The sequence below is a fragment of the Chryseobacterium gilvum genome (assembly GCF_025628965.1).
Taxonomy (GTDB): domain Bacteria; phylum Bacteroidota; class Bacteroidia; order Flavobacteriales; family Weeksellaceae; genus Chryseobacterium; species Chryseobacterium gilvum.
The window spans coordinates 1,402,394-1,427,071 of sequence record NZ_JAOTEN010000001.1; the positions used below are offsets into that span (position 1 = coordinate 1,402,394).

Genomic DNA, 24,678 nt, shown 5'->3' on the forward strand with positions numbered 1-24,678 from the left:
TAAAAAGATGGGAATGTGATGTTGTGGCGTTCTGATATTCCAATATAATAAATTATGTGCACAAAATTTACCGCATAAAAAAAGCCTCATAAGAGGCTTTATAGTTAAATAGATGAAAGTTATACTAATTTTACATTGACTGCATTTAGTCCTTTTTCACCTTTTTGTACTTCAAAAGTTACTTTATCGTTTTCACGAATTGTTCTTGATTCCAATCCTGTGGAATGTACAAATATGTCCGGTCCACCGTTTGATGGAGAAATAAATCCGAAACCTTTTGTTTCGTTAAAAAATTTTACTGTGCCTTCTTGCATTGTAATGGTATTAAATTATTGTTTATTGCTGAGCTCAATACTGTATTGAACATTTATTTTAAGACGTATAGTCTTTCGTTATTATTTTCTAAGCCGATTTACGTATCCTGAATTACGGATGGCTTTCTTACCGCAGTCACTTCTAAGGGATTATTTAAAATTGCAGAAGCCATTTTTTTAATTTCGTCAGACATTTTCCCGGCAAACATTATATTTTGTCTTTTCTGAGGAAGCTTACCGATGATTTTTTTCAGATCAGCCTGAGAAATCTTTTCCATCATCATTTCTGTTTCATCCAAAACCAGAATTTCTACCTTTGAAAGGTCAATATATCGTACCTGATCGAGTTCCAGTAGCTTTCCCGGTGTAATTATCAGTACATCAAGCCTTTTTCTGAGGGCGGCTAAATGGGTTCCGTTTAAAATCCCTTCGAAGACAGAAAGCTGTGACAAAGGAAGGTATTTGCTATAGATTTTAAAATTTTCTTCAATCTGGATGGCTGAGTCTCCGGAAGAAGTTAAAATCAGAGCCCGGACTTCATTATGATCCGGATTATTTTTTTTCAGCAGCTGAAGAACGGGCATGGTAAAAGCGGCCAGCTTTTCTTTTCCTTTTTCGGCAAATCCCATAATATCTTTTCCCAAAAGGATCTGCGGAATGGCCATACTCTGCATATCAGTTGGTCTAGAATATCCTGTTTCGGTCGCGGCGCGAACAATAGGATTGATTAAATTTAAGGTTTTGAAGTTCATTATTGAATATCGGGAAATCCCGTGTTGCTGTATCAATGTTACCGTAAGAAGCTGAAATTATATGATTGATCCGGCAATATACATACATTCTTCTTAGTTTGGGTTATATTATTGCAATACTTTTGTTTTGTGATGATTTAATTTTTTGTTTCAATTTGAGTCTAAATAATATTAAAGCCGTTTTCTGCTGTAATAAAATAATGCTCAACGGTTTCTTTTGCCTTATCGCAAAGTTCAGAAAGCTCACTCTGCATATGGTTTTCCAGGATAAAATCATCCTCCACATCAATCAGGAGTTCATAGACAATTTCTACATTCAGCAGATCCATCATCATAAAATCATTCAAAGAATCAAGCTTTGATTCTTCACTGAAAGATGGTTTTTCCCAATGAATGGCATCATTGTATTTAAAAAGGTGAAGTGTTTTCATTACAACTGACTTTAAATTACTTACAGATTTTCTAAGTTTTCTTTCCTTTTAAGATTCATTTTTTTATAATCAGAAGGTGAAAATCCTGTATTTTTTTTGAATTGGTTTGAAAGATGCGCCACGCTGCTGTAGTTTAATTTGACAGCAATTTCGGCAAGGTTTAACTCATCATATAAAAGCAGCTCTTTAATTTTTTCAACTTTCTGAAGAATAATAAACTGCTGCAGTGTCATCTTTTTTTGCTGTGAAAAGGTGTTTGACATATAGGTGTAGTCATATCCCAAATTTCTGCTCAGATAATCTGAATGTTTTTCTTTATGTTGGCCTCCGTACTGGTGAACCATCTGGATCACAGCACTTTTTATGTTTTCGATCAGAATATGCTTTTTGCTATCCAGTAAATCAAAACCCAGATCCTGTAATTTTCCTTTTAATATATTTTTTTGTACGAGATTAATGTCTTCCGGAGTTTCAATCATTCCCAAGTCTACACAAACGTATGGCATACCAAGATTGATAAGCGTCTCATTCACTTTATCTTTACACTTCTGACCGACCATATGTTTGATATATAATTTCATCCCGTAATACTATGATCGTTGAATAAAGCATATATTATTCGAAAAATTAAAAAATTCTGTATGGTTGTATAGCAAACAGGCATAGAGGAACATTCCGCGAGTTTCCCGTTCTGATTTTCAGGTAAAATGAATGCAGATTTATTCATAATCACTAAAATTAAATGCTGCATGCCATTTATACAACGTTGGAATAGTGAAATGAATGGCAAAACAAAATTCAGTTTCACGTTTTAATATTCAACTAAGGTACAATTAATTAAGGCGTTATCGCCTTAATTATCAGATTTTTAATAAAATTAAATTGTATTGCTAAAATCAGTACTGCAAAAATTACCCTGTTTAGTGAAATAAATGCAATAAAAAAGCCGCTTCAGATTAATGAAGCGGCCTGAAAGTATGAATAAAAAAATTTAACTCTTGATGTTTTCTAAATTTTCAAATTTTGCATATGAAGATTTCAGATGATGCAGCTGATCCTGAACGACTCTTGAGCAGTCCGCAGAAAGATCTCCGCTGTCTAATGCATTCTGATAAGCATCAATTGCAGCATTCTCACCGAAAACTACATTTTCTAATGTAGATTCTTCCTTATTTCCTGTGAAAGAGTTTTTAACATCGATCCAAGCTCTGTGTATTGCTCCTGCGGTAGAAGTTGTATTATCTGCTTCTCCTCCGTTTTCATTGATCAGGCTTATAAGTTCACTTTTCATTTGCTGAGATTGTGAAACCATCTGGTCGTAATCACTTTTTAAACCTGAATATGTATCCCAAACTTTGTCTTCAACTTTTGAAAATCCTTCTATTCTGTCATTGGTAATGTTCAGTAGATCATTAAGTACCGATACTGTTTTTTCGTTGTTCATAATACATTTTTTTGATTAGTGTACTACAAAATTTACAACATCTGTGCCTTTCGGAAAACGCTTTTGTTTATTTATGATTATTTAACATAATGATATTATTTCTCAATTTATTTCAAATACGTTTCGTAAAGATCTTTGCGGCGGTCGTTTAAAACCTGTACAGAACCGTGGTAATGCAGATCTTTAAGTAAATTGAGGTCTACATCTACTATGAGCGTCATTTCGGTATTGGGCGTTGCTTCTCCTTTTACGGCATTAGACGGAAAGGGAAAGTCTGAAGGGGTAAAAACAGCAGCCTGCCCAAACTGGATGTCCATATTATTCACCCCGGGAAGATTTCCCACACATCCTGCAATCGCGACATAACATTCATTTTCAATGGCTCTTGCCGCCGCACAGTGGCGAACTCTGATATAAGCATTCTGGGTATCGGTAAGATAAGGAACAAATAAAATTTTCATCCCCTGATCTGCTAAAATTCGCGGCAATTCCGGAAATTCCACATCATAGCAGATGACGAGCCCTATTTTTCCGCAATCGGTGTCAAAAACCTTTATTTCGTTGCCGCCCTTCATGCCATAATACTTCCTTTCATTGGGTGTAATATGAATTTTTCGGTATTCATCGATTCTCCCGTCCCTGTGAAGCAGGTAACTCACATTGTACAGATCATTATTCTCAAAAAGCGGCATGCTGCCGGAAATTATATTTACATTATAACTGATAGCGAGCTGTGAAATTTTATTCTTGATATTTTCAGTGATTTTTGCCAGCTCAATCATGCTGTCTCTCTCTGAAAGATTATTAAAAGGCGCAAGTAAAGGCGTATTAAAAAGCTCAGGAAATAATACAAAATCCGATTTGTAATCTCCCATCACATTCACAAAAAACTCTACCTGCTCATAAAAAGCATTAATATCTTTAAAATGCCGCATCTGCCATTGCACCAATCCCAAACGAATCACATTATCCTGCATCGTATTAGGCTTTTTGCTGTAATAAATATTATTCCACTGCATCAAGACGGCATTTTCGCGGGAAGCCTCATCTTCTGGAAGATATTTTTTCAGCACTCTGATCGGTAAAAAATTATTGGAAAGCTGAAAAGAAAGCACCGGATCATAAATCTCTTTATCCCTTACTTTCCGGATGTATTCTCTTGCAGAAAAATCGCTGCTATATTTGTGATAATCTGGTATTCTACCACCCAGAACTATTGATTTCAGATTCAGCTGTTCGCACAGTTCTTTTCTGGCATCGTACAGCCTTCTTCCAAGTCTCAGCTCACGAAATTGCGGATCAACGAAAATTTCGATTCCATATAAAACATTTCCTGTGGAAGAATGCGTATTAAAGGTATAATTTCCGGTAATATCGCTATAGGTGTGCTCATCATCAAACTCTTCATAATTAACGATGATAGATAAGGCTACAGCTGCTACTTTTCCGTCTACGGTAATACAGATCTGTCCCGGCTGAAAAATTTTGACCAGTTTTGCAATGCTTTTTTTTGACCAGACATATTCTGACATTTTGGGATACGCACGGCGCATCGTTTCCACCAGCTCGTCATAATCCTCAATACTCAGGGTACGGGTTTCTATCTGCATATAATATATTTTTCATGAAAGTTAAGGAAATAAAGCGAACCGGAATTTTACAAATTGAATCCGCTTTTAAATAGATCAAATACAGAAGTGTATTTTTTAATTTCGCAAAAAATATACATTATCATTATTATGGTCTGAATTTTGGACATATTTTTCCATGAAAAGGTCTAAAAATCATCATCCGCTCACAGGTAAAACCGTTGTTATCACCGGAGCTTCAAGCGGTGTCGGAAAAGCAATCGCAGAAGCTTTTGCAGAGAAGGGCGCCCATCTTGTTCTGGCTGCCCGTGGTGAAGAAGGCTTACGGAAGGTCTCAGAGATCTGTGAAAATTATGGGGTAAAAACTTTGGTGGTTCCTACTGATGTTTCAGATGCAGAACAGGTATATCAACTCGCTGAAAAAGCATTATTGTTCAATAACCGTATTGATTATTGGGTAAGTAACGCGGGTGTTTTGGCCTTTGGAAAATTTGAAGAAACCCCTATTGAAGTGATAGATCAGGTGATAAAGACTAATCTTTTGGGATATATTCATTCGGTACATGCTGTTTTGCCGGTTTTTAAAAGACAGCGTAACGGGGTTTTAATCAATAATATTTCTATTGGTGGTATCATGCCGGCTCCGTTCGGAACCGCTTACACTGCTTCAAAATTCGGAATAAAAGGCATGGTGGAAAGTTTGCAGGGTGAGGTTTCAGGTTTTCCGGATATTCATATTTGCGCAGTATATCCCGGTTTTCAGAAATCTGCAGGAATAGAACATGCTGCTAATTACTCTGGTGTAGAACTGAAAACTCCTCCACCTTCATTTGATCCCCGCGAGCTTGCAGCTTCTATCGTAAAACTTGCCGTCAATCCAGAAGCATCTGTATATCCTGACTGGTTTTCTTCTACTTTTAAATATCTGTATCCTTTATTTCCATCCCTTATCAAAAAAATATCGTCATCAGTGGCAGGATTGGTGATAAAAGATGACCATTACTCAAAAGATACGTCCGGAAATGTGCTGAGACCATCAGAAGGAAATATGGAAATTGACGGCAAAACACTTCTACCTTCGTCCAAAAAAATTGCAGGTACAGCAGCAGTCGGATTAATTTGTCTTGCAGCCCTACATTTTCTGAAATCTCAGAAGACAAAAGATTCATCAATCAATTCTTAATTAAATAAAATAAAGCATGACAACAAAAAATATATCAAGAATTGCGTTAGGAACCATGCTGATCACTGCAGGAATAGGGCATCTTACTTTTGCAAGAAAAGAGTTTCAGGCGCAAGTCCCGGATTGGGTGCCTTTAGATAAAGATGATACTGTGGTCTACTCCGGAGTGGCTGAGATTGCTTTAGGAACTGCACTTATCGCAACACCTAAAAAATACAGAAAAGCTTTGGGACAGTTTGTAGGAGCTTTTTTTGCCGCAGTTTTCCCTGGAAATATAGCCCAATATAAAAACCGGAAGGATGCTTTCGGCCTCGACACTGATCAAAAAAGACTGGCAAGGCTTTTCATGCAGCCGCTTTTAATAGCATGGGCTTTAAAATCAACTGATCAATAAACCATTACGTTTACATTTAACCAAAATCAAATAATATGTACAAGAAAATTTTAGCCGGTCTCGGCGGAGCCATCGCTCTCAATGTTTTACACGAAACCATCAGAAAAAACTTCGACAATGTACCCCATATCAATGAAGTAGGCGAAGAAGCTCTATTAAAGATGACTGATAATACACCTATCAATATTACAGGAATAGATAATATTTACGCAACCACTCTTGTAGGAGATATTGTGAGCAACGGGTTATATTACGCCACCACTGCTACCAACCATGATATCGCCTCAGGAATTTTAGCCGGTGTTTCTGCCATAGCATTACCAAAACCATTGGGATTAAATGATGAGCCCGTTGCCGAAAATACTCAGAAAAAGCTGATGACGGTAGGATATTACGTGTTTGGAGCTTTGGTAACTAAATTTATCTATAACCGGATTAAGTAAAAAATCAAACCTATCGCTTAATGTAGAAGACACAGAAATGTGTCTTTTTTTATGAACTAAAAATAACTTTATATTTCAGAATGATTGTATACATTAGCAGAATTAAAAAAGTAACGTTTCAAAATATATATTCTGATGAAAATCCTGATCATAGAAGACGAAACAGAACTTGCCGAAAGCATTGCAGCATACCTTTCCGAGGAACATTACTTATGTGAATTTGCCGCGACGTTTGCCGAAGCTTTCGGGAAAATTGAGCAGTTTGATTATGATTGCATTGTTCTGGATCTCATGCTTCCGGATGGGAACGGCCTCAGAATTCTCGAAGAAATAAAAAAACAAAATAAGCAGGATGGCGTCATCATCGTTTCAGCAAAAAATGCTCTGGATGATAAGATTATGGGATTGCAGATGGGCGCCGATGATTATTTAACAAAGCCCTTTCATCTTTCAGAACTGATGGCCAGAATTTATTCTATCATCCGTCGGAAACAATTCGGGAATTCTAATGTTATTACACAAAACGAACTTGAAATTGACCTTCTTGCTAAAACTGTTTCCGTTAACAGCCGCACCATTTTCCTCACCAAAAAAGAGTTTGACCTTCTGATTTATTTTATCGGCAACAAAAACAAAGTGATCTCAAAAAACACTTTGGCAGAGCATCTTTCCGGAGATTTTGCAGATATGCTCGATAATTATGATTTTGTCTATGCACATGTGAAAAACCTGAAAAAGAAACTGTACGACGCAGGTTGCGACCACTATTTAAAAACCGTTTACGGAACCGGTTATAAATGGATTTCTTAGTACCACTTCTTTAAAAATTATTATCTCATTGAAACCTCTATTATATAAAACCACCAAGCCATTTCTCATCTATGTTCTGATCATTTTGATCATCAGTGTTCCGGTATATTTTCTCGTGATCGATTCTATCTGGAAAAATGAGCTTGACGAACATAACAAAACCATTGCCCAAAAAACAGCCTACGAATTTAATCATCTGAAGCTTTCTGACCGGGAACTGAAAAAAAGCATTTTGCTGTGGAAAAAAATACAGCCTGAAACCAGTATCCGGGAAATTGCGGCAGACCCACTGAAAAAAGATATTTACTCGACTGTAGAAAAGCCGAAACTTTTTTCCCCGGAATATGAAATCGAGCGGTACAGGACGCTTACCACCGTAGTGTACATAAACGGGAAGCCGTATCTTTTTACCGTTGAAACCAATATCGAAGAATCTGAAGAAACCATTGCTGCCATCTCTGCAATCACGCTTTTTTTCTTTCTTATGATCGTTTCCGGGCTTTTATTTTTAAACAAAAGGCTCTCTGAAACCGTATGGAAACCCTTTAGAAATACCCTTGAAAAGTTAAAAAATTTCAACCTGAATGCTCATCACGCCATTCAGTTTGAAAACACGGAAATCATTGAATTTGAGGAGCTTCATCAATCTCTTGAAAAACTTATCGACCATAATATTTCTGTATACATCACCCAGAAAGAATTTACAGAAAACGCTTCGCATGAGCTGCAGACTCCTTTAGCGATTCTTAAAAACAAACTTGACCTGCTTCTTCAGAATAAAAATCTTACGGATGAGCAATATCAAATGGTCGAAGAAATGAATAAAGTGCTCAACAGAAGTTCGCGCATCAATAAAAACCTGATTTTGCTCGCCAAGATTGATAACAACCAGTTTAACAATCAGGAAAAAATACAGATTGCTCATTTGCTGAAACAATGCACAGAACAGATGGAAGATCATTTTCAGCAGAAAAATATCACATTATATTCCCATATCCATTCGGGAATCAGCATCAGCGGAAACAAAAGCCTCACGGAAGTTTTAATCAATAATCTGCTGATCAATGCAATACGCCACACTCCTTTAGATGGCTCGATTTGTATAAAACTCACCGATATATCCATGGAAATCACCAATTCCGGAACTGAGGCACTGAATTCTGATCTTTTGTTTAAACGGTTTTCGAGACTTTCTGCAGAAAATAAAGGCAGCGGTCTGGGATTGGCTATTATTAAAGAAATCTGCAAATTTCAAAACTGGGCGGTAAATTATCGCTATGAGAACAACCAACATACGTTTACAATCGACTTCTGATCTTAAAAAATTCAAAATTTCTTCTAAATTGATTGGTTTATTTGCAGGGTAAAATAAATCAATGACCGTAAAAACAAATTCAAAATCTATTCAGAAATTATTTTCAGGCAGATTTTCCGCGTTATTCAGTATTTTAAGTTTATATCTTATCTTATCATTTATAATCCGGCTTCTATTTCTAATCTGGTCTTCGAAAGACGCAGATTTCAGTATTTTGTATCTCTTCAGAGCTTTCATTACAGGTTTTCTGTATGATCTTACGATGGGCTGCTTTTTTTTGTTTTTATACGCGGTTTATCTTATCATTTTTCCAAAAAAGTGGATCGGCTCATTATTCGATAAATGCTTTACCTATTTTTATATTACCCTTATCTTCATTATTATTTATTTCAGTCTTCTTGCGGAAATTCCTTTTTGGGAAGAATTTGGGGTACGTTTTAATTTTATCGCTGTAGATTACCTTATTTACACGTATGAAGTATTTGAAAACATCAACCAGTCGTACCCAATCCCGGTTATTGCAGCTATACTGATAGGATTAATTGTTCTTACATTTTTCGGTTTTAAGAAATTCAATATCTTCAGAAAAACCTTTTCGGATAAAAATACCCTGCGTTCCCGCTTACCATACGGAATCCCTGTTCTGGCCACCGCAATTGTTTTGGGATTGCTGATGAAAAATAAACAGGGCGATTTCAGCAACAATCTGGTGGATAACGAATTGGGTAAAAACGGCGCTTTTTCTTTTATATCCGCATTTCAATCCAACGAGCTGGATTACGAAACATTTTATCCCAAACTTCCGGAGAACGAAGCATATTCGGTTTTAAAAAATGATCTTTTACAGGAGAATCAAAAATATGTTTCTGCAAAAACCGATGACATCTCAAGATTTACTACAGGTCTTCATGAGCAGACTCCCAATATTATTCTTATCGCAATTGAAAGTTTCAGTGCAGATTTTTTACAGGCTTTCGGGAACAAAGATCATCTTACTCCCAATTATGACCAGCTTTCTGAACAAAGCATATTTTTTACCAATCTGTATGCAACCGGAACCAGAACCGTACGCGGAATGGAAGCGTTAACGCTTTCTGTACCGCCCACTCCGGGAAACAGTATTGTAAGGAGGCCCAATAATCAAAATTTATTTTCCGTTTCTACCATTGTAAAATCTAAAAATTATCAGCCATACTTTATTTACGGCGGAGATGGCTATTTTGATAATATGAACACTTTTTTTGGCGGACAGGGATTTAATATCGTTGACCGTGACAGAGGAAATCCTTTATCTGATGAAATCAAAACCGAGAGATTCCCGATTACGGACCGTGAAGTAAGCTTTGAAAATGCATGGGGAATCTGTGATGAAGATCTTTACAGGCAATCCATAAAATATGCTGATAGAAGCACCAAAGAGCACAAACCTTTTTTTCAGTTTGTCATGACCACTTCCAATCATAAACCGTACACTTTCCCTTCAGGAAAAATTGACCTTCCGCAAGGAGAACGAAACGGTGCGGTAAAATATACCGATTATGCTTTAGGAAAATTTATTGAGAATGCGAAGACAAAACCTTGGTTTAAAAATACGGTGTTTGTAATAGTGGCCGATCATTGTGCAAGCAGCGCAGGAAAATGGGAAATTAATATCGCTAAACATCATATTCCGGCCATTATCTATAATCTGCCTCAGCAAAAACCCGAGAAAATAAGCCGTCTGACTTCACAGATTGATCTCATGCCCACTTTATTTGGCTATCTCGGCTGGAATTATACAACTCGTCTTTACGGGAAAGACATCAACCGGACAAAAGCCGGCGATGAGCGTGCTTTTATCGGGAACTACCGTACTTTGGGATTATTGAGAAACAATCTCTTTACACAGATTGATGACCGGAAAAGAGTGAAACAGTTTACCGTTTCTGGAAAAGACCAGTCTTTATCTGAGGTGAATTTTAAAAATAATGATCTGATTTCTGAAACCATCTCTTATTATCAGACGGCCAGTGAACAATTTAAGAATGGAAAAATGAAGGCAAAATAGCAGGCTGCATTTATAATAAAAAAAACCGGGACGTTACCGCCCGGTTTTTTATTGGATCATAACATTTTAATCTTTTAAAAATTTGGCGACTTTCTCTTCCAAAGCATCCAGATCGAAAGGTTTTGCAATATAATCATCGGCTTTTGCACTTTTTGCCAAAGTATTGATGTCATTATTGGCGGTAATATAAATTACAGGAATGTGTTTGTAATCTTCATGATTTTTTAAAAGTTTGGTGGCTTCTACCCCGCCTATATTCGGGATCCAGTTGTCCATAAGAATAATATCCGGATTGAACTGTGCTACTTTTTCTATAATATCATGTGATGTTTCTGAAATTTCGACCTCATAACCGCCTTCTTCGAAAATGATTGTTATTACCTCTAAAATAACTGCATCATCATCAAAAATTAAAATTCTTTTCTTGTTCATATTTTGGTTACTTTTTTTAATCTTTATATTTTATTAATTGAAGGATCTTACCGGCCAGACTTTCCGGCGTAATGAGAAAATCATAAGCGACTTTTTCTATTGCCTGTCTCGGCATATAATCTACTTCAGCGGTTTCCGGATCCTGAATCCAGACCAGCCCGTTATTTTTTTTAATATATTCTAAACCTTCCACCCCATCAGAATTGGCTCCTGAAAGCAAAACCCCGACAAGATGTTCCCTGAAAATTTCTGCCGCAGATTTGAAGGTTACATCAATAGACGGGCGGGAATAATTCATCTTTTCAGAACTGTCCAGAGACATTATATTTTTATCTTCAAATAATACATGGTAATCTGCAGGAACGATATAGATCGTATTGTTTAGCAGTTCTGTTTTATCTTCCACCTCAATGACGTCAAGAGACGAAATCTGCTTTAATAAGGACGGAAGAATATTGGCAGACTGTGCTTTACGATGGGTGACAATCAGGATTGGAAAACTGAGATTAATATTCAGATTTTTAATCGTTTCTATAATGACCTGCAGACTTCCTGCAGACCCCCCGATGATGACCAATTCTGTATCTGTATGTGTTTCCATTAAAGCCTGTTAATGATGTTCTATTTTTTTCCAGATTTTCTGATCTTCTACCTGATAATAACTTTTATCTAAATTTGAAAAACGCAGGGTTTCTTTAGAACCCAACGCGAGATATCCCAAATTCTCCAGACTTGCATCAAACAATTTAAAGACTCTCTCCTGCAATGGTTTATCGAAATAAATAAGCACATTTCTGCAGATGATGAGCTGAAAACTATTAAAAGAACTGTCTGAAACCAGATTATGCGTTGATAAAATCAGTTTCTCTTTAAGGCTTTTATCAAACTTCACATTGTCATAATTGGCAGTGTAGTAATCTGAAAAGTCTCTTTTACCACCGGAAAGCATATAATTTTCTGAATACACTTTCATCTGCTGCATCGAAAAAATACCTGCTCTCGCAGTTTCTAAAACCGACGGATTGATGTCTGTGCCATAAATTAAAGCTTTATGATATAAATTAGCCTCCTTCAGCAAGATTGCCATTGAATACGCTTCTTCTCCTGTAGAACATCCTGCAACCCAGATCCTGATCAGCGGATAGGTTCCCAATTGTGGCAATACTTTCTCTCTTAAAGTCTTAAAAAATTCAGGATCCCGGAACATTTCGGTTACATTCACCGTAATCTCTTCGATAAAACGTTTCAGATACTCCGGGTCACTGATGATGGTATACCGCAATTCTGCAAAACTGGTAAAACGGTCGATCAGGCAGATGCGGTTGACCCTACGTTTAAAAGAAGCTCTGCTGTATAGCGAAAAATCATACCCATACAGCTCATAAACATCTTTTATCAGGTTTTCTACATCTTCATCTCTTACAATACTGGGTTCTAACATCTACGACAGTTTTTCTATGGCTTTTATCAATACATCTACATCAATCGGCTTTTTCACATAATCCTGCGCACCGGCGTCCAGGCATTTCTGGCGGTCTTCTTCCATAGCCTGCGCAGTAACTGCGATAATTGGAATATGGCTGATTGAAGGATTCTGCCGTATGATTTTTATCGCTTCATATCCGTCCATTTCGGGCATCATCATATCCATAAGCACCACATTGATTTCCGGGTCATTCTCCAAAAGATGAATGGCATCTTTTGCCATGGCAGAAGTCTCCATGCTGTACCCTCTGGCTTTCAATGTCAGCTTTAATGCAAATATGTTCCGTGGATCATCATCCACAATTAAAATTTTCTTACTCATCAGAATTCATCTGTTTAACTTTCATATAACCAAACACGCAGCAATGACAGCAGCTGATCAATATCCACAGGTTTTGTAATGTAATCTGACGCGCCTGCCTGAATACATTTGTCCCGATCGCCAATCATAGACTTTGCCGTAACGGCAATAATCGGCAGCCTTTTGAATTTAGGGATTTTCCTGATCTCCTGAATGCTTTCGTAGCCATCCATTTCCGGCATCATCATATCCATAAGGACCACATCAATATCCGGATGCTCATTCATCTGCTCCAAAGCCTGTTTGCCATCCATGGCCAGAACAACTTCGACCTTATATTTTTCTAAAGCTTTCGTGAGCGAAAATATATTTCTGACGTCATCATCGGTGATCAGGATTTTTTTGCCGCTCAGAACTTCAGTCAATGACCCTAAAGTCTTGTTTCTGATGCTTTCAACCGAGGTATTTTTTTCTTCAACCAAATGCAGGAACAGACCGACCTCATCCAATATTCTCTGATAAGAATGTGCTGTTTTTACAACAATAGAATCTGCGTACTGCCTTATTTTCAGCTCTTCAGAAGTTGAAAGGTTTCGTTCTGTGAAAATAATGATCGGCAGATTTTCTAATCCTTCGTAACTTTTAATAGATTCTATGATTTTATAGCCGTTCCGTCTATCCTGACCGATATCAAGGATAACACAGTCGACGAGATTTGATTTTAAAGCCCGGACACTGTCTTCTACGTTATCTTCCACCGAAAGAGAAATGTCAAAATTGCCCAAGAAATACGACAATGCACTGGCGTGTCTTGCGTTTTCTTCCACAATTAAAACTTTCTGAGGTGATTTTTTAAGTGCTTCCTCAATTTTTTTAAATACATCTGTCATCTGCTCCAATGCAACCGGCTTATTAATAAAATCGATAGCACCTTTCATAATACTTTCGTTCTTCACATGAAGAGATGACATCATGTGAACCGGGATCAGCTTTGTCTGTGCGTTTGATTTTAATTCTTCCATCACCTTCCAGCCGTCTTTTACCGGAAGCTGCACATCAAGCAGAACTGCCAGTGGATGATATTGTAATGCCGCTGATAACGCATAATCTCCGCGCACCACAACCACTCCTTTGTAATTCTGCATCCGTGCATATTTAAGGAGCGCTTTGGCAAAATTGGTATCGTCTTCAACAATAAGAATGACTTTGTCATCTTTTGTAATATGATCTCTGTCATCGGCTACATCTTCGGGAATTTCTAAATTACCGGCTGTAGCTGTACTTTCATGATCGTCATAATTTATAATTTCTTTAATTTCTTTTACATCTTCTCTTATCACCTCAATCAGACTTTGATCGGTTTGAGGAGATGTCTGCGATACTGTATGCATCGGAATACTCAGGCTAAATTCGCTGCCTTCATTCACTTTACTTTTCAGTTCCAGATAACCTCCTAATAATTTGGCAATTTCACGGCTGATCGATAAGCCCAATCCTGTTCCCCCAAACTTCCGCTGGGTAGAGCCATCTGCCTGCTGAAAGGCTTCAAAGATAATTTTCTGCTTATCTTCCGGAATTCCGATTCCTGTATCTTTAACGGCGAAAACGATAAAATTTTTATGTTTAGGATCTTTTTTAATATTAAGTTCTACACTGCCTTCTGTTGTGAATTTTAACGCGTTTGAAAGCAGATTCCGCAATACCTGGTCTAATCTGAGACGGTCTGTCTCAATAGTTTCTGCAAGATCATTGTCTATATTAATATTAAATTCAATTCCTTTTTCTTTAACGACAGGATTCAGGAGATTTTTAAGATCCGTAACCACATGGTTAATCACCACATCCTGATATTCTAATGTCATTTTCCCGGATTCTATTTTGGCAAGATCTAAAATCTCATCAATTAACGTCAATAAACTGCTTCCGGAGCTTTGAATCACTTTTGCAGATTCTATCTGGTCTTCATTGAGATTTTCATCGGGATTTTCAGCCATTAATCTGGATAAAAGTAAAATGGAGTTGAGAGGTGTGCGCAATTCGTGCGACATATTGGCAAGAAATTCAGATTTGTATTGGGTGCTTAATGCTAACTCTTCTGCTTTTCTCTGGATTTCCATATTCCGTTCTGCAATCAGATGGTTTTTTTCTTCCAGTAATTTTGAACGCTCTTCCAGCTCCGTATTGGTCTGCATCAGTTCTTCCTGCTGTACTTTTAGTTCTTCTTCCGAAGCCTGAAGCTTTTGAGTCTGCCCTTCCAGCTCGGTATTCAGGTTTTCCAGTTCGGAATGCTGCACCTGCAGTTCTTCAGCCTGAGCCTGTGTTTCTTCCAGCAATCGCTGCTCTTTTTCGCGGCCTTTTGCGGCAAGGAGTGCAATTCCTATATTTCGGGCACCTTCAGTGAAATAATCTAATCTTTCAGGATCGAAATTTTTATCAGAACCTAATTCGATCACCCCTATTACATGTTGACCGCTCATAATAGGAATCAATAAAATGGCTCTTATTTTAACCTTGCTGCCTGCAAAAGTAACGGCAAAATCGTTTTCGTTAAGATCATTATATACTTTAGGCTTTTTCTGAATGAAAATCTGGCCAACCATCCCTTCACCTTCCTCAAAGCTTGCCTTCATGTTATTTTCTAAGCCGAAAGCATACGTGAGCCTTAATTTTTCGTCGTCTTTTAAATAAATAGCGCCATTGATACAGTTTCCATATTCAATAAGCTGGTTTATAGAATCATGGGTAACCTGTTTTACAGATTTGTTTCCCACTAAGGTTTCATTAAGCAAAGCGAGCCCTTTCTGGCGCCAATCGCTTTTATTGATTTTTTCAAAGGAAATTCTAAGCGAATCTGTCATATGATTCAGAGAATCTACCAGATCTCCGAGATCGTCATTAGATTCATCAACGACTTTCTGGCTGTAATCTCCATTTGAAACTCTGCTCGCAACCTGCTGAATCACACTTACCCGTTTGGATATCTCAAGTTCTTTTGCTTTTAATTGTTTTTCGAGCTTATCTCTGCGAAGCAAATCGTTGCGCAGTTTTACGTAAAAAAATGCTGTAACTGCAATGGCTGCCAATGATGAGAATATAATAAACAAAACTGTAGTATTGGAAGAGCTATTAAGATCCTGGCTTTTTTTATCCAGCTGAAGTTCTTCTGACTGTACAAAATCACGCACAATCATCCTGCATTTATCCATATAGACTTTACTCATAAGCATCTGCTCCTGAGTCATCTGAATGCCGTTCCGTTTATTTTCAACGAATTGTTTAAGATTACTTATACTGTTCCCGACGTTCTGTTCCAGAGCATCTATTCGGGCCAGCTGAATTTTATCTGTAACATCCAAAGATTTTGCACGCTGGATTGCCTTTGGATATTCTTGCAGGCTTCTATTGTAAGGCTCCAGGAAGTTTTCTTTTGCGGTGAGCTGAAACCCGCGGTTTCCTGTTTCCGCATCCAGAAGTGCAATTAATACATCTTTTACAGCAGTGACCGATCTTCTGCTTTTAGAAACACTTTCTCTGTGTTCCATCTGGTTTTGGATGCTCCAGTAGGAAGCGACTGAACTTGCAATCAGGATAAGTACCGATATTCCGATTCCGAACTGAAGATTTCTTATGACTTTTTTCGGCATAAAATTAATTTAATGGTAATGTAAAATAAAATGTAGACCCTTCTTCTACTTTACTGGATAAACCGATGGTTCCGTTATGCTGCTTGATGATTTCCGAACAGATGTATAAACCGATACCCATCCCCTGAAACTGCAGTGAAGATTCTTCGACCCGGTAAAATTTGTGAAAAACGGCGTCCTGTTTAAAATCCGGGATCCCGATTCCAAAATCGGTAACGCTCACCTTTACTTCATCTTCATCAACAAAGGTCGTAACGATCACATGATTATTTTCCGGTGAGTATTTTATCGCATTGGTCAGGAAATTAATCAGAACCTGCTCAATCCTGATTTCATCAAATGGAATTAACCGTTCTATTTTCCCAATGTGACGTTCTATTTTCACACTGGAGTTTTCATTGGTCTGAAGGATAATGTCGATGGTATTGTGAATCAGATTTTCTAAGTTGGCCGGTTTTTTATTTATTTTCAGTTTTCCGTTTTCGATTTTGGAAACATCCAGCAGATCAGAGATCAGGCTGTTGAGCTTTTCTACCTGTGAAAGTGCTTTTGCAACATATACCGATTCTGCATTTTTGTTATCCAGCTTTAGCTTGCGGTCCAGAAGCTGCATATATGCTTTGATGCTGGTAAGAGGGGTTTTCAGCTCATGACTGGCAATGCTGAGAAATTCGTCTTTTTCTTTTTCTACTTTTTTCTGGTCATCAATATCTGTAAATGTACCCACCCAGTTTTTCACATTATTACCTTCGTACACCGGCGACATTCTCAGCAAATGATATCTGTACTCCCCTGATTCCAGATTTTTCAGCCTGGTTTCCAGCTGTAAAGCCTGCCCTTTTTTTCTGCACCTTTCAAACTCGTCCTGAATGATGTGATCATCGGGATGCGTTTCAGGAAATTCATGCTCAGAATTGGAATATTGATACCATTTGTTATTTACAAAATTGATGACTCCATCTTTAGTGAGGGTAAATGCAATCTGCGGCAATGCTTCCAATAGTAAATGAAAGTGATCAATCTCAGATTTCATGGTTACCTGCGATTCTCGTCTTCCCTTCACTTCTAATTCTAAGCTTTGCTGTGTTTTTTTCATTGCAAGATTATTTTCCTGCAGATGGTAAAACGTTTTTACTTTGAGCAACAGAATTTCAGGATCTATAGGTTTCGTAACATAATCAATCCCACCGGAAGCATATCCCCGAGTAATAAATCTTTTATCGGTATTGACGGCTGATAAAAAAATAATAGGTATTTCTTTAGTCTTGCTGTATCCCGAAAATGTTTCCGCAACTTCAAACCCATCCATTCCGGGCATCTGAACATCTAAAATGATAAGTGCATAACTGTTTTTCAAGGCCTTTCCCAATGCTTCTTCACCAGAATTTGCAGTATCTACCTGAAAATCTTTTGATTCTAATAATTTTTTCAGGGAATAGATATTGTTCTGATTATCATCAACGATTAAGATCATAGTAAAGTGATATAAAAAAAGACTTCATATATTAAGCTTTCAAAAATACTTACAAATTTTTAAAAAAACAGATACTTTTCTTAATAATTAATCTCATAGGCAATTATTAATTAAATAAAATTAAACATATTGAATTACCTATATACATTTTCTTCAAAAAACTGAATATCAACAATATAAATTAAATGCCACATTTCTCATAGTAAGAAGTCAGTTTGGCTTAATAACTATTTCATTGATTTATCGGTAGGAAAATCAAGAACGGAACATCTTTTGAAGATTGAACTTCCAAATAAAACCTATGGTAAAATTCGACCCAAGTGCTGTTGCTCTCGTTGGAGGTGGGCCGGCTGCATTATTTATGATGAAAAATATTATTCGCTCAGAATACAGACCGGCAATCATTTACATTTTTGAAAAAAACGAACGGTTAGGAGCCGGAATGCCTTACGGAAAACATGGTTCTTCTCACGAGCATGTTGCCAATGTTTCTGCCAACGAATTGCCGGAACTGGAAGATACTTTCGAAGAATACATCCTTAAACATCCCACAAATGAATTTCCCGATTTTATTACAGACGGATCAATAAACCCTTATCAGGTAATTCCAAGGCTGCTTTTGGGAAATTATCTTGAAAATCAGTTTGAAAAGTACATCAGTATTGCAAAACATTCGGGAATAGAGGTTATTATCAGAAAAAATACAGCTATTGAAGATATTAAGCAGATAGAAGAAAAAAAATTCAATATTATTGATCATAAAGGACATATCTATAAAAGTGATGCGGTTGTTATATGTACCGGTCATTTCTGGCCCAAGAAACATGAAGAAAAGGTAAAAGGATGGTATGATTCTCCGTATCCTCCGTCAAAATTTAATTTTCCTACCAATTTTCCGGTTGCAATCAGGGGCACTTCACTCACGGCTGTAGATGCTATCAAAACGATTTCCAGGCGTAACGGTACGTATATGATGAAAAAAGACAAAAGCCTGCAGTATATTCTCAATGAAGATTCTAAGAACTTCAGCATTGATCTGTTTTCTTTAGGTGGCTTTTTGCCGGCACTACGTTTTCATTCGGAAGACGATGCGTATTCTCCTGAATGGTCAATGTCTTTTGATGAAATTTATGAATATAAAAAAAATCATGGCGGTTTTGTAGACCTGGATCATGTTTTTGAGATCAACTTCAAGCTGCCTCTACAAAAAAAAGACCCTGGATTCCATGATCAGATTAAGACACTCAGTATTGAAGATTTTGTGGATAAAATGATGGAAATCCGAAAGGAATTAGACAGTTTCGAGCTTTTTAAGGCAGAATTTGCAGAGGCTGAAAAATCGATCAGGAGAAAGCAGTCGATCAGCTGGAAAGAGACCCTTTCCGCATTCAGTTATGCAATGAATTATCCTGCAAAACACTTTTCTGCAGAAGACATGCTGCGTCTGAGAAAAACACTGATGCCTTTAATTTCTATTATTATTGCTTCGCTTCCGCAATCATCTTATCAGGAAATTATTGCATTGTACGATGCGGGAATCATCAATCTTATTCAGGTCAATAAAGAAAGCCGCGTGGAGCCGCATCCCGAATCTGGAGGAATATATTATTACCGCCCAAATGGTGAAACTGAAATTGAAAAGCATTATCAGTTATACGTAGATGCCATCGGTCAACAACCCATGGAAATCAATAATGTTCCTTTTGAAGGATTAAAATCCGGTGAATTGATCAGTTCGGGATATTTGCTTTTCCGGGATAAAGCGTATGGTGAGAAACTGTATATCAGTAAAGATGAGCAGGTGATAAAAGGATATAACAACAATTATTATCTTAAAGTACATGGTTTGAGCATCAATGATCATTTTCAGGCCCAGAACAGCTACGGACAAATTACCGAAAATCTTTATATCATGGCGGTACCTTATATCGGAGGATTAAACCCCGATTATTCCGGGCTGGATTTTTGTGATACGGCAAGTGAAAGAATTGCGGAGTCATTACGTGTTAAAAATTTATCTTAATGAAAAAATTTTTGCCTGCTTTCTTAGCAGGAACTTCAGCTGTTGCGGCCCTGATTTTTCTTTCAGGATACGGATATATTTTTAAAGCTGCCGCCCTGAATCTCAAAAAAGGCCCCTTGACACCTTCTACGGATGATGAAGAAAAGTTTCCGTCAAACCTTGTTCCTACTTTACACCCGGAGCACTGGAAAAAAGATGTGGCGTATAACTCCCAAAATCTCTCTGAAACACTTATAAAAGATTTAAAAAAAACGCGGGCTTCATCCTTGGTGATTATTCAAAATAACAAATTACTGCATGAATCTTACTGGAAAGATCATGACTCTTCTTCACTGATGAATTCATTTTCAATGGCCAAAGGAATTCTTGCAATTTTAACAGGCTGTGCGATTGATGACGGCTATCTGGAGTCTGAAGATCAACTGGTTTCATCTGTATTTCCCGAATATAAATCGAGCAAATATGGCCAGTTTCTCACTTTTCGCCATCTCATGACCATGCAGGCCGGATTTGAATGGGCAGAAGAATACCGCCATCCTTTTGCGCCCAATTCAAAACAGTATTTTATAGAAGATCTTGCCGAACAGGCATTCGGTATTGAAGTAAAAGAAATGCCCGGACAACATTATGAATATCAAAGTGTTGCTGCACAAATTCTGGGTCTTGCCCTCAAAAAAGCAATCGGAAAAAAACTTGCTGACTATTTATCTGATAAAATATGGAAACCGCTTGGTATGGAGTTTCCTGCCAAATGGAGTACGGACCAACACGGAATGGAGAAAGCCTTTTGCTGCATTCATGCTACTTCCAGGGATTTTGCAAAAATCGGGCAGCTCATTATGCAGGAAGGCAACTGGAAAGGGCAACAGCTGATCAGTAAGGAATACTGTAAAAAACTGTCGACTCCAACTTCTGTAAATGATGCATTCTGCATGTCGATCTGGGCAAATGATGACTCTGAAACAAAACACCGTTTCTTTTATGGTTTTCTGGGCCAGTTTATCATTATGATTCCTGACAAAAATCTGGTTATTGTAAAAACCGGATTATACAACAGATTGGAGGTTGACAAGAAAAAAAGGCCTCATCAGGTAAAAATTCTTGTTGATGAAGTGAGTGGGATGGTGTAATTAATTTGCATTTACATTATAGTGTCTATTTTCTTTAAAATTGCCCTTCTGCAGTCGGTACAAATTCTAAGGTTGCCGTATTGAGGTAATTGATTGTGTATTGGAGCCTTCCAGATAATCCGTCGTGGTCGTACATTCTGCAAAATTCTTAAAATAAGCGGTGTATCCCTCGAGCTTGTGCCGTCTGCGCGGATATAATTCGTTTTTAAATTGCGCTTTTCTTTATCGGCTTTTAAATCATCGATAAAAATTTTAAGACTTCTTTAATAAAATGTAGCTGCGTTATAAAACACAAAAACCCATCGCAATTGCGATGGGTTTTTGTGTTTATCCGCTCAAAGTCACAGACTTTGCGCAGAGGGGGAGATTAGCAATTGTTATTTTAGCAATTCAACACTCTGCACAAACAATGCAAAACTTATTCCTATATAAATTAATAAACATAAATACCCAAAAAAAGAGGATTGAAAATTATAATCTTCATACTTCTTTTTCCTAATATAGTTGTTTATAATTAAGAATAATCCTATACAAAACAATATGACTGGAATAAAATAATTTTTAGTAGGATAATGATTCTTAATAAGAATATAATTTACTACTGTTAAAATATTCATCCATATCATTATTGTGAAAAATACCGATGTCGTAAATGTCGAGACATCCCCATTTCCTACTTTTCTTTGAAATTTAATAAAATGGAATATAATATAGTTTAATCCTTTATTCATTATTGAGTGTGTTTTTCAAATAAATCTTCACCTGTCGAATATTCATATACAGCCTTTCCTCCAAAATAAATCAAGGAAACACCAGCACCAACTGGACCCAAAAATCCTACCCCTGTCATTATCATATCTACTGTAAACTCTGTACCAGATATTTGACCTGAACCATACTGATAAATTGACACAACGGCACCTACTCCTGCAAGAGCATTTCCTGATATTTTAAGAACTTTTGCCGTGGATGCAACTCTTGATGTTTTGAGAGCTGATCCTAAAAGTGTTGTTCTATATGCGGGACGAGCATATTCATTCAAAGCTGTAAAATTAACTGTAGATGTGGTCCTAAGAGCCTTATCTACATAAGATGTTGTATTAGCAATACCTTGCTCTAAGCCCAAAGAAGTTAAATCATAATATTGATTATTAAGAATATTATCAACATACGTATAGCGCGGGAAGTTGTACCCATTCGTATTGTTATCTTTTTTCTTTCCTGTTATGGTAACTTCTTCAATTTGTAATTCTTTTTCAGCTTTTTTCGTTTCAGGGTCATAAACATACACATTGTTTTTATCATCAATGTATGGTTTAAACTCTGCCGTGTTTGGACAGGTAGGACAAGTTGCAAGAGCATTTCCTCCTTCTTCAAACAATCCAGTTGGGTCGGAAAAATAAACAGGATTATTAAATGCGAAATGATAAGGAGTCCAATCGGGCATTACTTCAGCAAGTCCATCCTGAATTATAAACCTTCCAATATCGGGCATATAATGACGAAAGTCCATTGCAACCATCCCCGTCTCTTGAAGCTCCTTTCCGTTGTACTTATACTGATATTGAGGATTTCCACCTCCTGCATTATATCCTTGGTGCTTCAACCCAAAAGGGTAATAATTATTTTCTTCAAGAACTTCTGCGCTGCTGTTTGCATTTTTAAAATAACTGAGCCTTACATTTCCTAAATAGTCGGTATAATTGTAAATATACGTATTATCTTTTAAAATTAAAATACCCTTCTGCTGTCGGTACAAATTCTAAGGTTGCCGTATTGAGGTAATTGACCGTATATTGGAAGCCATCTAGGTAATCGGTCATCGTGGTTCGCTCCGTTCCGTTTTTGCTGAAGAAAGAAGTATATCCCTTTCTGATCTTGGTTCCGTCTGCGCGGTAGATGTAGTTGGTTCGTACATTATGCTCTTCGGTGCTTCCATTGGTGTCTCTGATGATATACGTTTATTTGAAGGTACATAATGCTCACCACAAAAAAATTTAAAGACTTTTTTAATAAAAATGTAGCTGCTTTATAAAACAAAACCCATCGCAATTGCGATGGGTTTTATTTATTTATCCGCTCAAAGTCGGGAGACTTTGCGCAGCAGGAGAACTATCTTTATTTTATTGTTCTAAAACGCTACAATCTGACAACTCCCATTGACCAAATTTATATTTAATAGTTGTCTCAACCACTACACCTTGATTAGGAATTTTATATAAGATATAAAATTTATCAGAAGTTTTTTGATATTCTAGTACTTCTATCAGATTTGTATCTTCATCCATTTCACCTTTATTATCTACTATAATGCCATAACATTTTATTTTTCTTGTTAGAGGATTTTTAATATCTTTAAAAGATATTTTTATATTTCTACGCTCTTTAAGTTCAAAATGATAATACTGTTCGACATCTTTGCATATATTTAAAGATAATTCAATGAGATCAGAAATATCCTCATTAATAGGATCGTTTTTTTTATTACTACAATTTATTGTTAATAAAAAAATTATTAATAAATATATTTTCATTTTTTATATTTTATGATATTTTCATTAGGATCTTTTTTAGTATTTATATTATCTTTCTTTTTCTCTTCATATTTTTGGATTTCGGTGAACATTTTCAAACTTTTTTTAATGAAGCTATCCGATAATCTCTTTTTTAAACGGCTATAAGATTCCGATCGAATATCACTTACTGTTCGTCTTTGTACATCTCTTCCAAACGCTTCTTCTTCAAATTTATCTCCTTCTTCTTCAGGATTATCAATTCCATCAACATCATCACCTTTATGGACATCTTCATGCAATATAGAGGTGGCAATTAAAAAAAGTAAATTCGATTGTTCTTCCCCTTCTGAAAGATTTTGTATTTCATCTAGATTATTAGAGTTTATATTAAATTCTCCTTTGCCTCTTCCATTTCCTTTATAAGTTGCAAAAGCTCTCACTTTTAATTTACTCAAATCTTTAATATACAATATTGGACCTTTCCCGTCAGCTAAATCATTAAGAATTGTTTCTCGGCTCATCTGTCCCCATTTCATCATGCTTTTAAGTACTTTTTCATCCTGTACTAAAGATTGAGCTAAATAAATTGCTCTTTGAAGTATTGCACGTTGTTCCTTTGTTGCGTTTGGATCAATAATAAATCTTCCATCAGGATCAATATATCTAATTGGATTATTCATCACATAAGTATATGGCGACCATCTTCGGTATTTCTCCGCTAGTGGATCAACAACACCCCATCTTCCAATATCGGGCATATAGAATCTTGCGCCATAATCATACATCCCTGTTTCCTCCTGCAATTCCTTACCGTTATATTGATACTTGTACGCAGGGTTTCCACCATTTGCGTTGTATCCTTCATGCTTCAACCCAAACGGATAATAATTATTTTCTTCAAGAACTTCTGCGCTGCTGTTTGCATTTTTAAAATAACTGAGCCTTACATTT

Annotated in this window: 23 protein-coding genes; 8 read left to right on the top strand and 15 right to left on the bottom strand. The window is 36.8% G+C overall.

Annotated features, from left to right (window positions below; genetic code table 11):
- Nucleotides 1-119 precede the first annotated feature (119 nt).
- From N0B16_RS06475 to N0B16_RS06500, 6 genes are all read right to left on the bottom strand, one after another.
- Nucleotides 120-314, bottom strand: a complete 195-nt coding sequence (locus N0B16_RS06475; RefSeq protein WP_262989917.1) for a cold-shock protein — start codon at nt 312-314, stop codon at nt 120-122.
- A 98-nt stretch (nt 315-412) separates the two neighbouring features.
- Nucleotides 413-1,066, bottom strand: coding sequence for a DEAD/DEAH box helicase (locus N0B16_RS06480; RefSeq protein WP_262989918.1), 654 nt, complete (start codon nt 1,064-1,066; stop codon nt 413-415).
- Nucleotides 1,067-1,227: 161 nt separating this feature from the next.
- A complete protein-coding gene (locus N0B16_RS06485) occupies nt 1,228-1,497 on the bottom strand; it encodes a heme oxygenase (protein ID WP_262989919.1) in 270 nt (89 codons plus the stop codon).
- 20 nt (nt 1,498-1,517) lie between these two features.
- Nucleotides 1,518-2,078, bottom strand: a complete 561-nt coding sequence (locus N0B16_RS06490) for a helix-turn-helix domain-containing protein (protein WP_262989920.1) — start codon at nt 2,076-2,078, stop codon at nt 1,518-1,520.
- A 410-nt stretch (nt 2,079-2,488) separates the two neighbouring features.
- Entirely contained in the window at nt 2,489-2,941 is a 453-nt protein-coding gene (locus tag N0B16_RS06495; protein WP_262989922.1) for a PA2169 family four-helix-bundle protein, read from the bottom strand.
- 107 nt (nt 2,942-3,048) lie between these two features.
- Nucleotides 3,049-4,551 carry a carbon-nitrogen hydrolase family protein gene (locus N0B16_RS06500; protein WP_262989923.1) on the bottom strand — a complete coding sequence of 501 codons (1,503 nt, stop codon included), beginning with the start codon at nt 4,549-4,551 and terminating at the stop codon, nt 3,049-3,051.
- 157 nt (nt 4,552-4,708) lie between these two features.
- Here N0B16_RS06500 and N0B16_RS06505 point away from each other — a divergent pair, with 157 nt between their 5' ends.
- The 6 genes from N0B16_RS06505 to N0B16_RS06530 all read left to right on the top strand — a co-directional run bounded on the left by N0B16_RS06505 (nt 4,709) and on the right by N0B16_RS06530 (nt 10,722).
- Nucleotides 4,709-5,713, top strand: coding sequence for an SDR family oxidoreductase (locus N0B16_RS06505; protein ID WP_262989925.1), 1,005 nt, complete (start codon nt 4,709-4,711; stop codon nt 5,711-5,713).
- Between the two features lie 16 nt (nt 5,714-5,729).
- Nucleotides 5,730-6,107, top strand: a complete 378-nt coding sequence (locus N0B16_RS06510; protein ID WP_262989926.1) for a DoxX family protein — start codon at nt 5,730-5,732, stop codon at nt 6,105-6,107.
- A 35-nt stretch (nt 6,108-6,142) separates the two neighbouring features.
- A complete protein-coding gene (locus N0B16_RS06515) occupies nt 6,143-6,550 on the top strand; it encodes a hypothetical protein (protein ID WP_262989927.1) in 408 nt (135 codons plus the stop codon).
- 135 nt (nt 6,551-6,685) lie between these two features.
- Nucleotides 6,686-7,360, top strand: coding sequence for a response regulator transcription factor (locus N0B16_RS06520; RefSeq protein ID WP_262989928.1), 675 nt, complete (start codon nt 6,686-6,688; stop codon nt 7,358-7,360).
- A 28-nt stretch (nt 7,361-7,388) separates the two neighbouring features.
- Nucleotides 7,389-8,675 (top strand): sensor histidine kinase, encoded by a 1,287-nt coding sequence (locus tag N0B16_RS06525; RefSeq protein ID WP_262989929.1) that lies wholly within the window; start codon nt 7,389-7,391, stop codon nt 8,673-8,675.
- A 61-nt stretch (nt 8,676-8,736) separates the two neighbouring features.
- Nucleotides 8,737-10,722, top strand: coding sequence for an LTA synthase family protein (locus tag N0B16_RS06530; RefSeq protein WP_262989930.1), 1,986 nt, complete (start codon nt 8,737-8,739; stop codon nt 10,720-10,722).
- Nucleotides 10,723-10,788: 66 nt separating this feature from the next.
- Here the strand turns inward: N0B16_RS06530 and N0B16_RS06535 are convergent, their stop codons facing one another.
- The 6 genes from N0B16_RS06535 to N0B16_RS06560 are packed head-to-tail and all read right to left on the bottom strand — an operon-like array spanning nt 10,789 to nt 18,058.
- Complete coding sequence (locus tag N0B16_RS06535) at nt 10,789-11,154, bottom strand: response regulator (protein WP_262989931.1); 366 nt, start codon at nt 11,152-11,154, stop codon at nt 10,789-10,791.
- Between the two features lie 16 nt (nt 11,155-11,170).
- Nucleotides 11,171-11,755, bottom strand: a complete 585-nt coding sequence (locus tag N0B16_RS06540; protein WP_262989932.1) for a chemotaxis protein CheB — start codon at nt 11,753-11,755, stop codon at nt 11,171-11,173.
- Between the two features lie 9 nt (nt 11,756-11,764).
- Entirely contained in the window at nt 11,765-12,595 is an 831-nt protein-coding gene (locus N0B16_RS06545; protein WP_262989933.1) for a CheR family methyltransferase, read from the bottom strand.
- Nucleotides 12,596-12,961 (bottom strand): response regulator, encoded by a 366-nt coding sequence (locus tag N0B16_RS06550; protein WP_262989934.1) that lies wholly within the window; start codon nt 12,959-12,961, stop codon nt 12,596-12,598. It abuts the gene before it with no gap.
- A gap of 14 nt (nt 12,962-12,975) precedes the next feature.
- A complete protein-coding gene (locus tag N0B16_RS06555; protein WP_262989935.1) occupies nt 12,976-16,584 on the bottom strand; it encodes a response regulator in 3,609 nt (1,202 codons plus the stop codon).
- Nucleotides 16,585-16,588: 4 nt separating this feature from the next.
- Complete coding sequence (locus tag N0B16_RS06560) at nt 16,589-18,058, bottom strand: hybrid sensor histidine kinase/response regulator (protein ID WP_262989936.1); 1,470 nt, start codon at nt 18,056-18,058, stop codon at nt 16,589-16,591.
- A gap of 301 nt (nt 18,059-18,359) precedes the next feature.
- Here N0B16_RS06560 and N0B16_RS06565 point away from each other — a divergent pair, with 301 nt between their 5' ends.
- Both N0B16_RS06565 and N0B16_RS06570 read left to right on the top strand, forming a co-directional pair.
- Entirely contained in the window at nt 18,360-20,081 is a 1,722-nt protein-coding gene (locus tag N0B16_RS06565) for an FAD/NAD(P)-binding protein (RefSeq protein ID WP_262989937.1), read from the top strand.
- Nucleotides 20,081-21,211 carry a serine hydrolase domain-containing protein gene (locus tag N0B16_RS06570; RefSeq protein WP_262989938.1) on the top strand — a complete coding sequence of 377 codons (1,131 nt, stop codon included), beginning with the start codon at nt 20,081-20,083 and terminating at the stop codon, nt 21,209-21,211. The genes N0B16_RS06565 and N0B16_RS06570 overlap by 1 nt, the downstream gene beginning before the upstream one ends.
- Before the next feature lie 730 nt (nt 21,212-21,941).
- Here N0B16_RS06570 and N0B16_RS14150 read toward each other — a convergent pair.
- The 3 genes from N0B16_RS14150 to N0B16_RS06585 form a co-directional block, all read right to left on the bottom strand.
- Nucleotides 21,942-22,970, bottom strand: a complete 1,029-nt coding sequence (locus N0B16_RS14150) for an RHS repeat domain-containing protein (RefSeq protein WP_368407544.1) — start codon at nt 22,968-22,970, stop codon at nt 21,942-21,944.
- Between the two features lie 364 nt (nt 22,971-23,334).
- Entirely contained in the window at nt 23,335-23,745 is a 411-nt protein-coding gene (locus N0B16_RS06580) for a hypothetical protein (RefSeq protein WP_262989939.1), read from the bottom strand.
- Nucleotides 23,742-24,678: RHS repeat-associated core domain-containing protein (locus N0B16_RS06585; protein WP_303647420.1), on the bottom strand; the 937-nt coding region annotated here is incomplete at its 5' end. The genes N0B16_RS06585 and N0B16_RS06580, both read right to left, overlap by 4 nt.

Bases quoted from the DNA above. Each gene is read 5' to 3' on its own strand.
- N0B16_RS06505 (WP_262989925.1), top strand. From the start codon at position 4,709: ATGAAAAGGTCTAAAAATCATCATCCGCTCACAGGTAAAACCGTTGTT.
- N0B16_RS06570 (WP_262989938.1), top strand. From the start codon at position 20,081: ATGAAAAAATTTTTGCCTGCTTTCTTAGCAGGAACTTCAGCTGTTGCG.
- N0B16_RS06535 (WP_262989931.1), bottom strand. From the start codon at position 11,154: ATGAACAAGAAAAGAATTTTAATTTTTGATGATGATGCAGTTATTTTA.
- N0B16_RS06565 (WP_262989937.1), top strand. From the start codon at position 18,360: ATGGTAAAATTCGACCCAAGTGCTGTTGCTCTCGTTGGAGGTGGGCCG.
- N0B16_RS06510 (WP_262989926.1), top strand. From the start codon at position 5,730: ATGACAACAAAAAATATATCAAGAATTGCGTTAGGAACCATGCTGATC.
- N0B16_RS06520 (WP_262989928.1), top strand. From the start codon at position 6,686: ATGAAAATCCTGATCATAGAAGACGAAACAGAACTTGCCGAAAGCATT.
- N0B16_RS06475 (WP_262989917.1), bottom strand. From the start codon at position 314: ATGCAAGAAGGCACAGTAAAATTTTTTAACGAAACAAAAGGTTTCGGA.
- N0B16_RS06560 (WP_262989936.1), bottom strand. From the start codon at position 18,058: ATGATCTTAATCGTTGATGATAATCAGAACAATATCTATTCCCTGAAA.
- N0B16_RS06530 (WP_262989930.1), top strand. From the start codon at position 8,737: ATGACCGTAAAAACAAATTCAAAATCTATTCAGAAATTATTTTCAGGC.
- N0B16_RS06500 (WP_262989923.1), bottom strand. From the start codon at position 4,551: ATGCAGATAGAAACCCGTACCCTGAGTATTGAGGATTATGACGAGCTG.
- N0B16_RS06580 (WP_262989939.1), bottom strand. From the start codon at position 23,745: ATGAAAATATATTTATTAATAATTTTTTTATTAACAATAAATTGTAGT.
- N0B16_RS06490 (WP_262989920.1), bottom strand. From the start codon at position 2,078: ATGAAATTATATATCAAACATATGGTCGGTCAGAAGTGTAAAGATAAA.
- N0B16_RS06480 (WP_262989918.1), bottom strand. From the start codon at position 1,066: ATGAACTTCAAAACCTTAAATTTAATCAATCCTATTGTTCGCGCCGCG.
- N0B16_RS06545 (WP_262989933.1), bottom strand. From the start codon at position 12,595: ATGTTAGAACCCAGTATTGTAAGAGATGAAGATGTAGAAAACCTGATA.
- N0B16_RS06555 (WP_262989935.1), bottom strand. From the start codon at position 16,584: ATGCCGAAAAAAGTCATAAGAAATCTTCAGTTCGGAATCGGAATATCG.
- N0B16_RS06495 (WP_262989922.1), bottom strand. From the start codon at position 2,941: ATGAACAACGAAAAAACAGTATCGGTACTTAATGATCTACTGAACATT.
- N0B16_RS06550 (WP_262989934.1), bottom strand. From the start codon at position 12,961: ATGAGTAAGAAAATTTTAATTGTGGATGATGATCCACGGAACATATTT.
- N0B16_RS06540 (WP_262989932.1), bottom strand. From the start codon at position 11,755: ATGGAAACACATACAGATACAGAATTGGTCATCATCGGGGGGTCTGCA.
- N0B16_RS06485 (WP_262989919.1), bottom strand. From the start codon at position 1,497: ATGAAAACACTTCACCTTTTTAAATACAATGATGCCATTCATTGGGAA.
- N0B16_RS06515 (WP_262989927.1), top strand. From the start codon at position 6,143: ATGTACAAGAAAATTTTAGCCGGTCTCGGCGGAGCCATCGCTCTCAAT.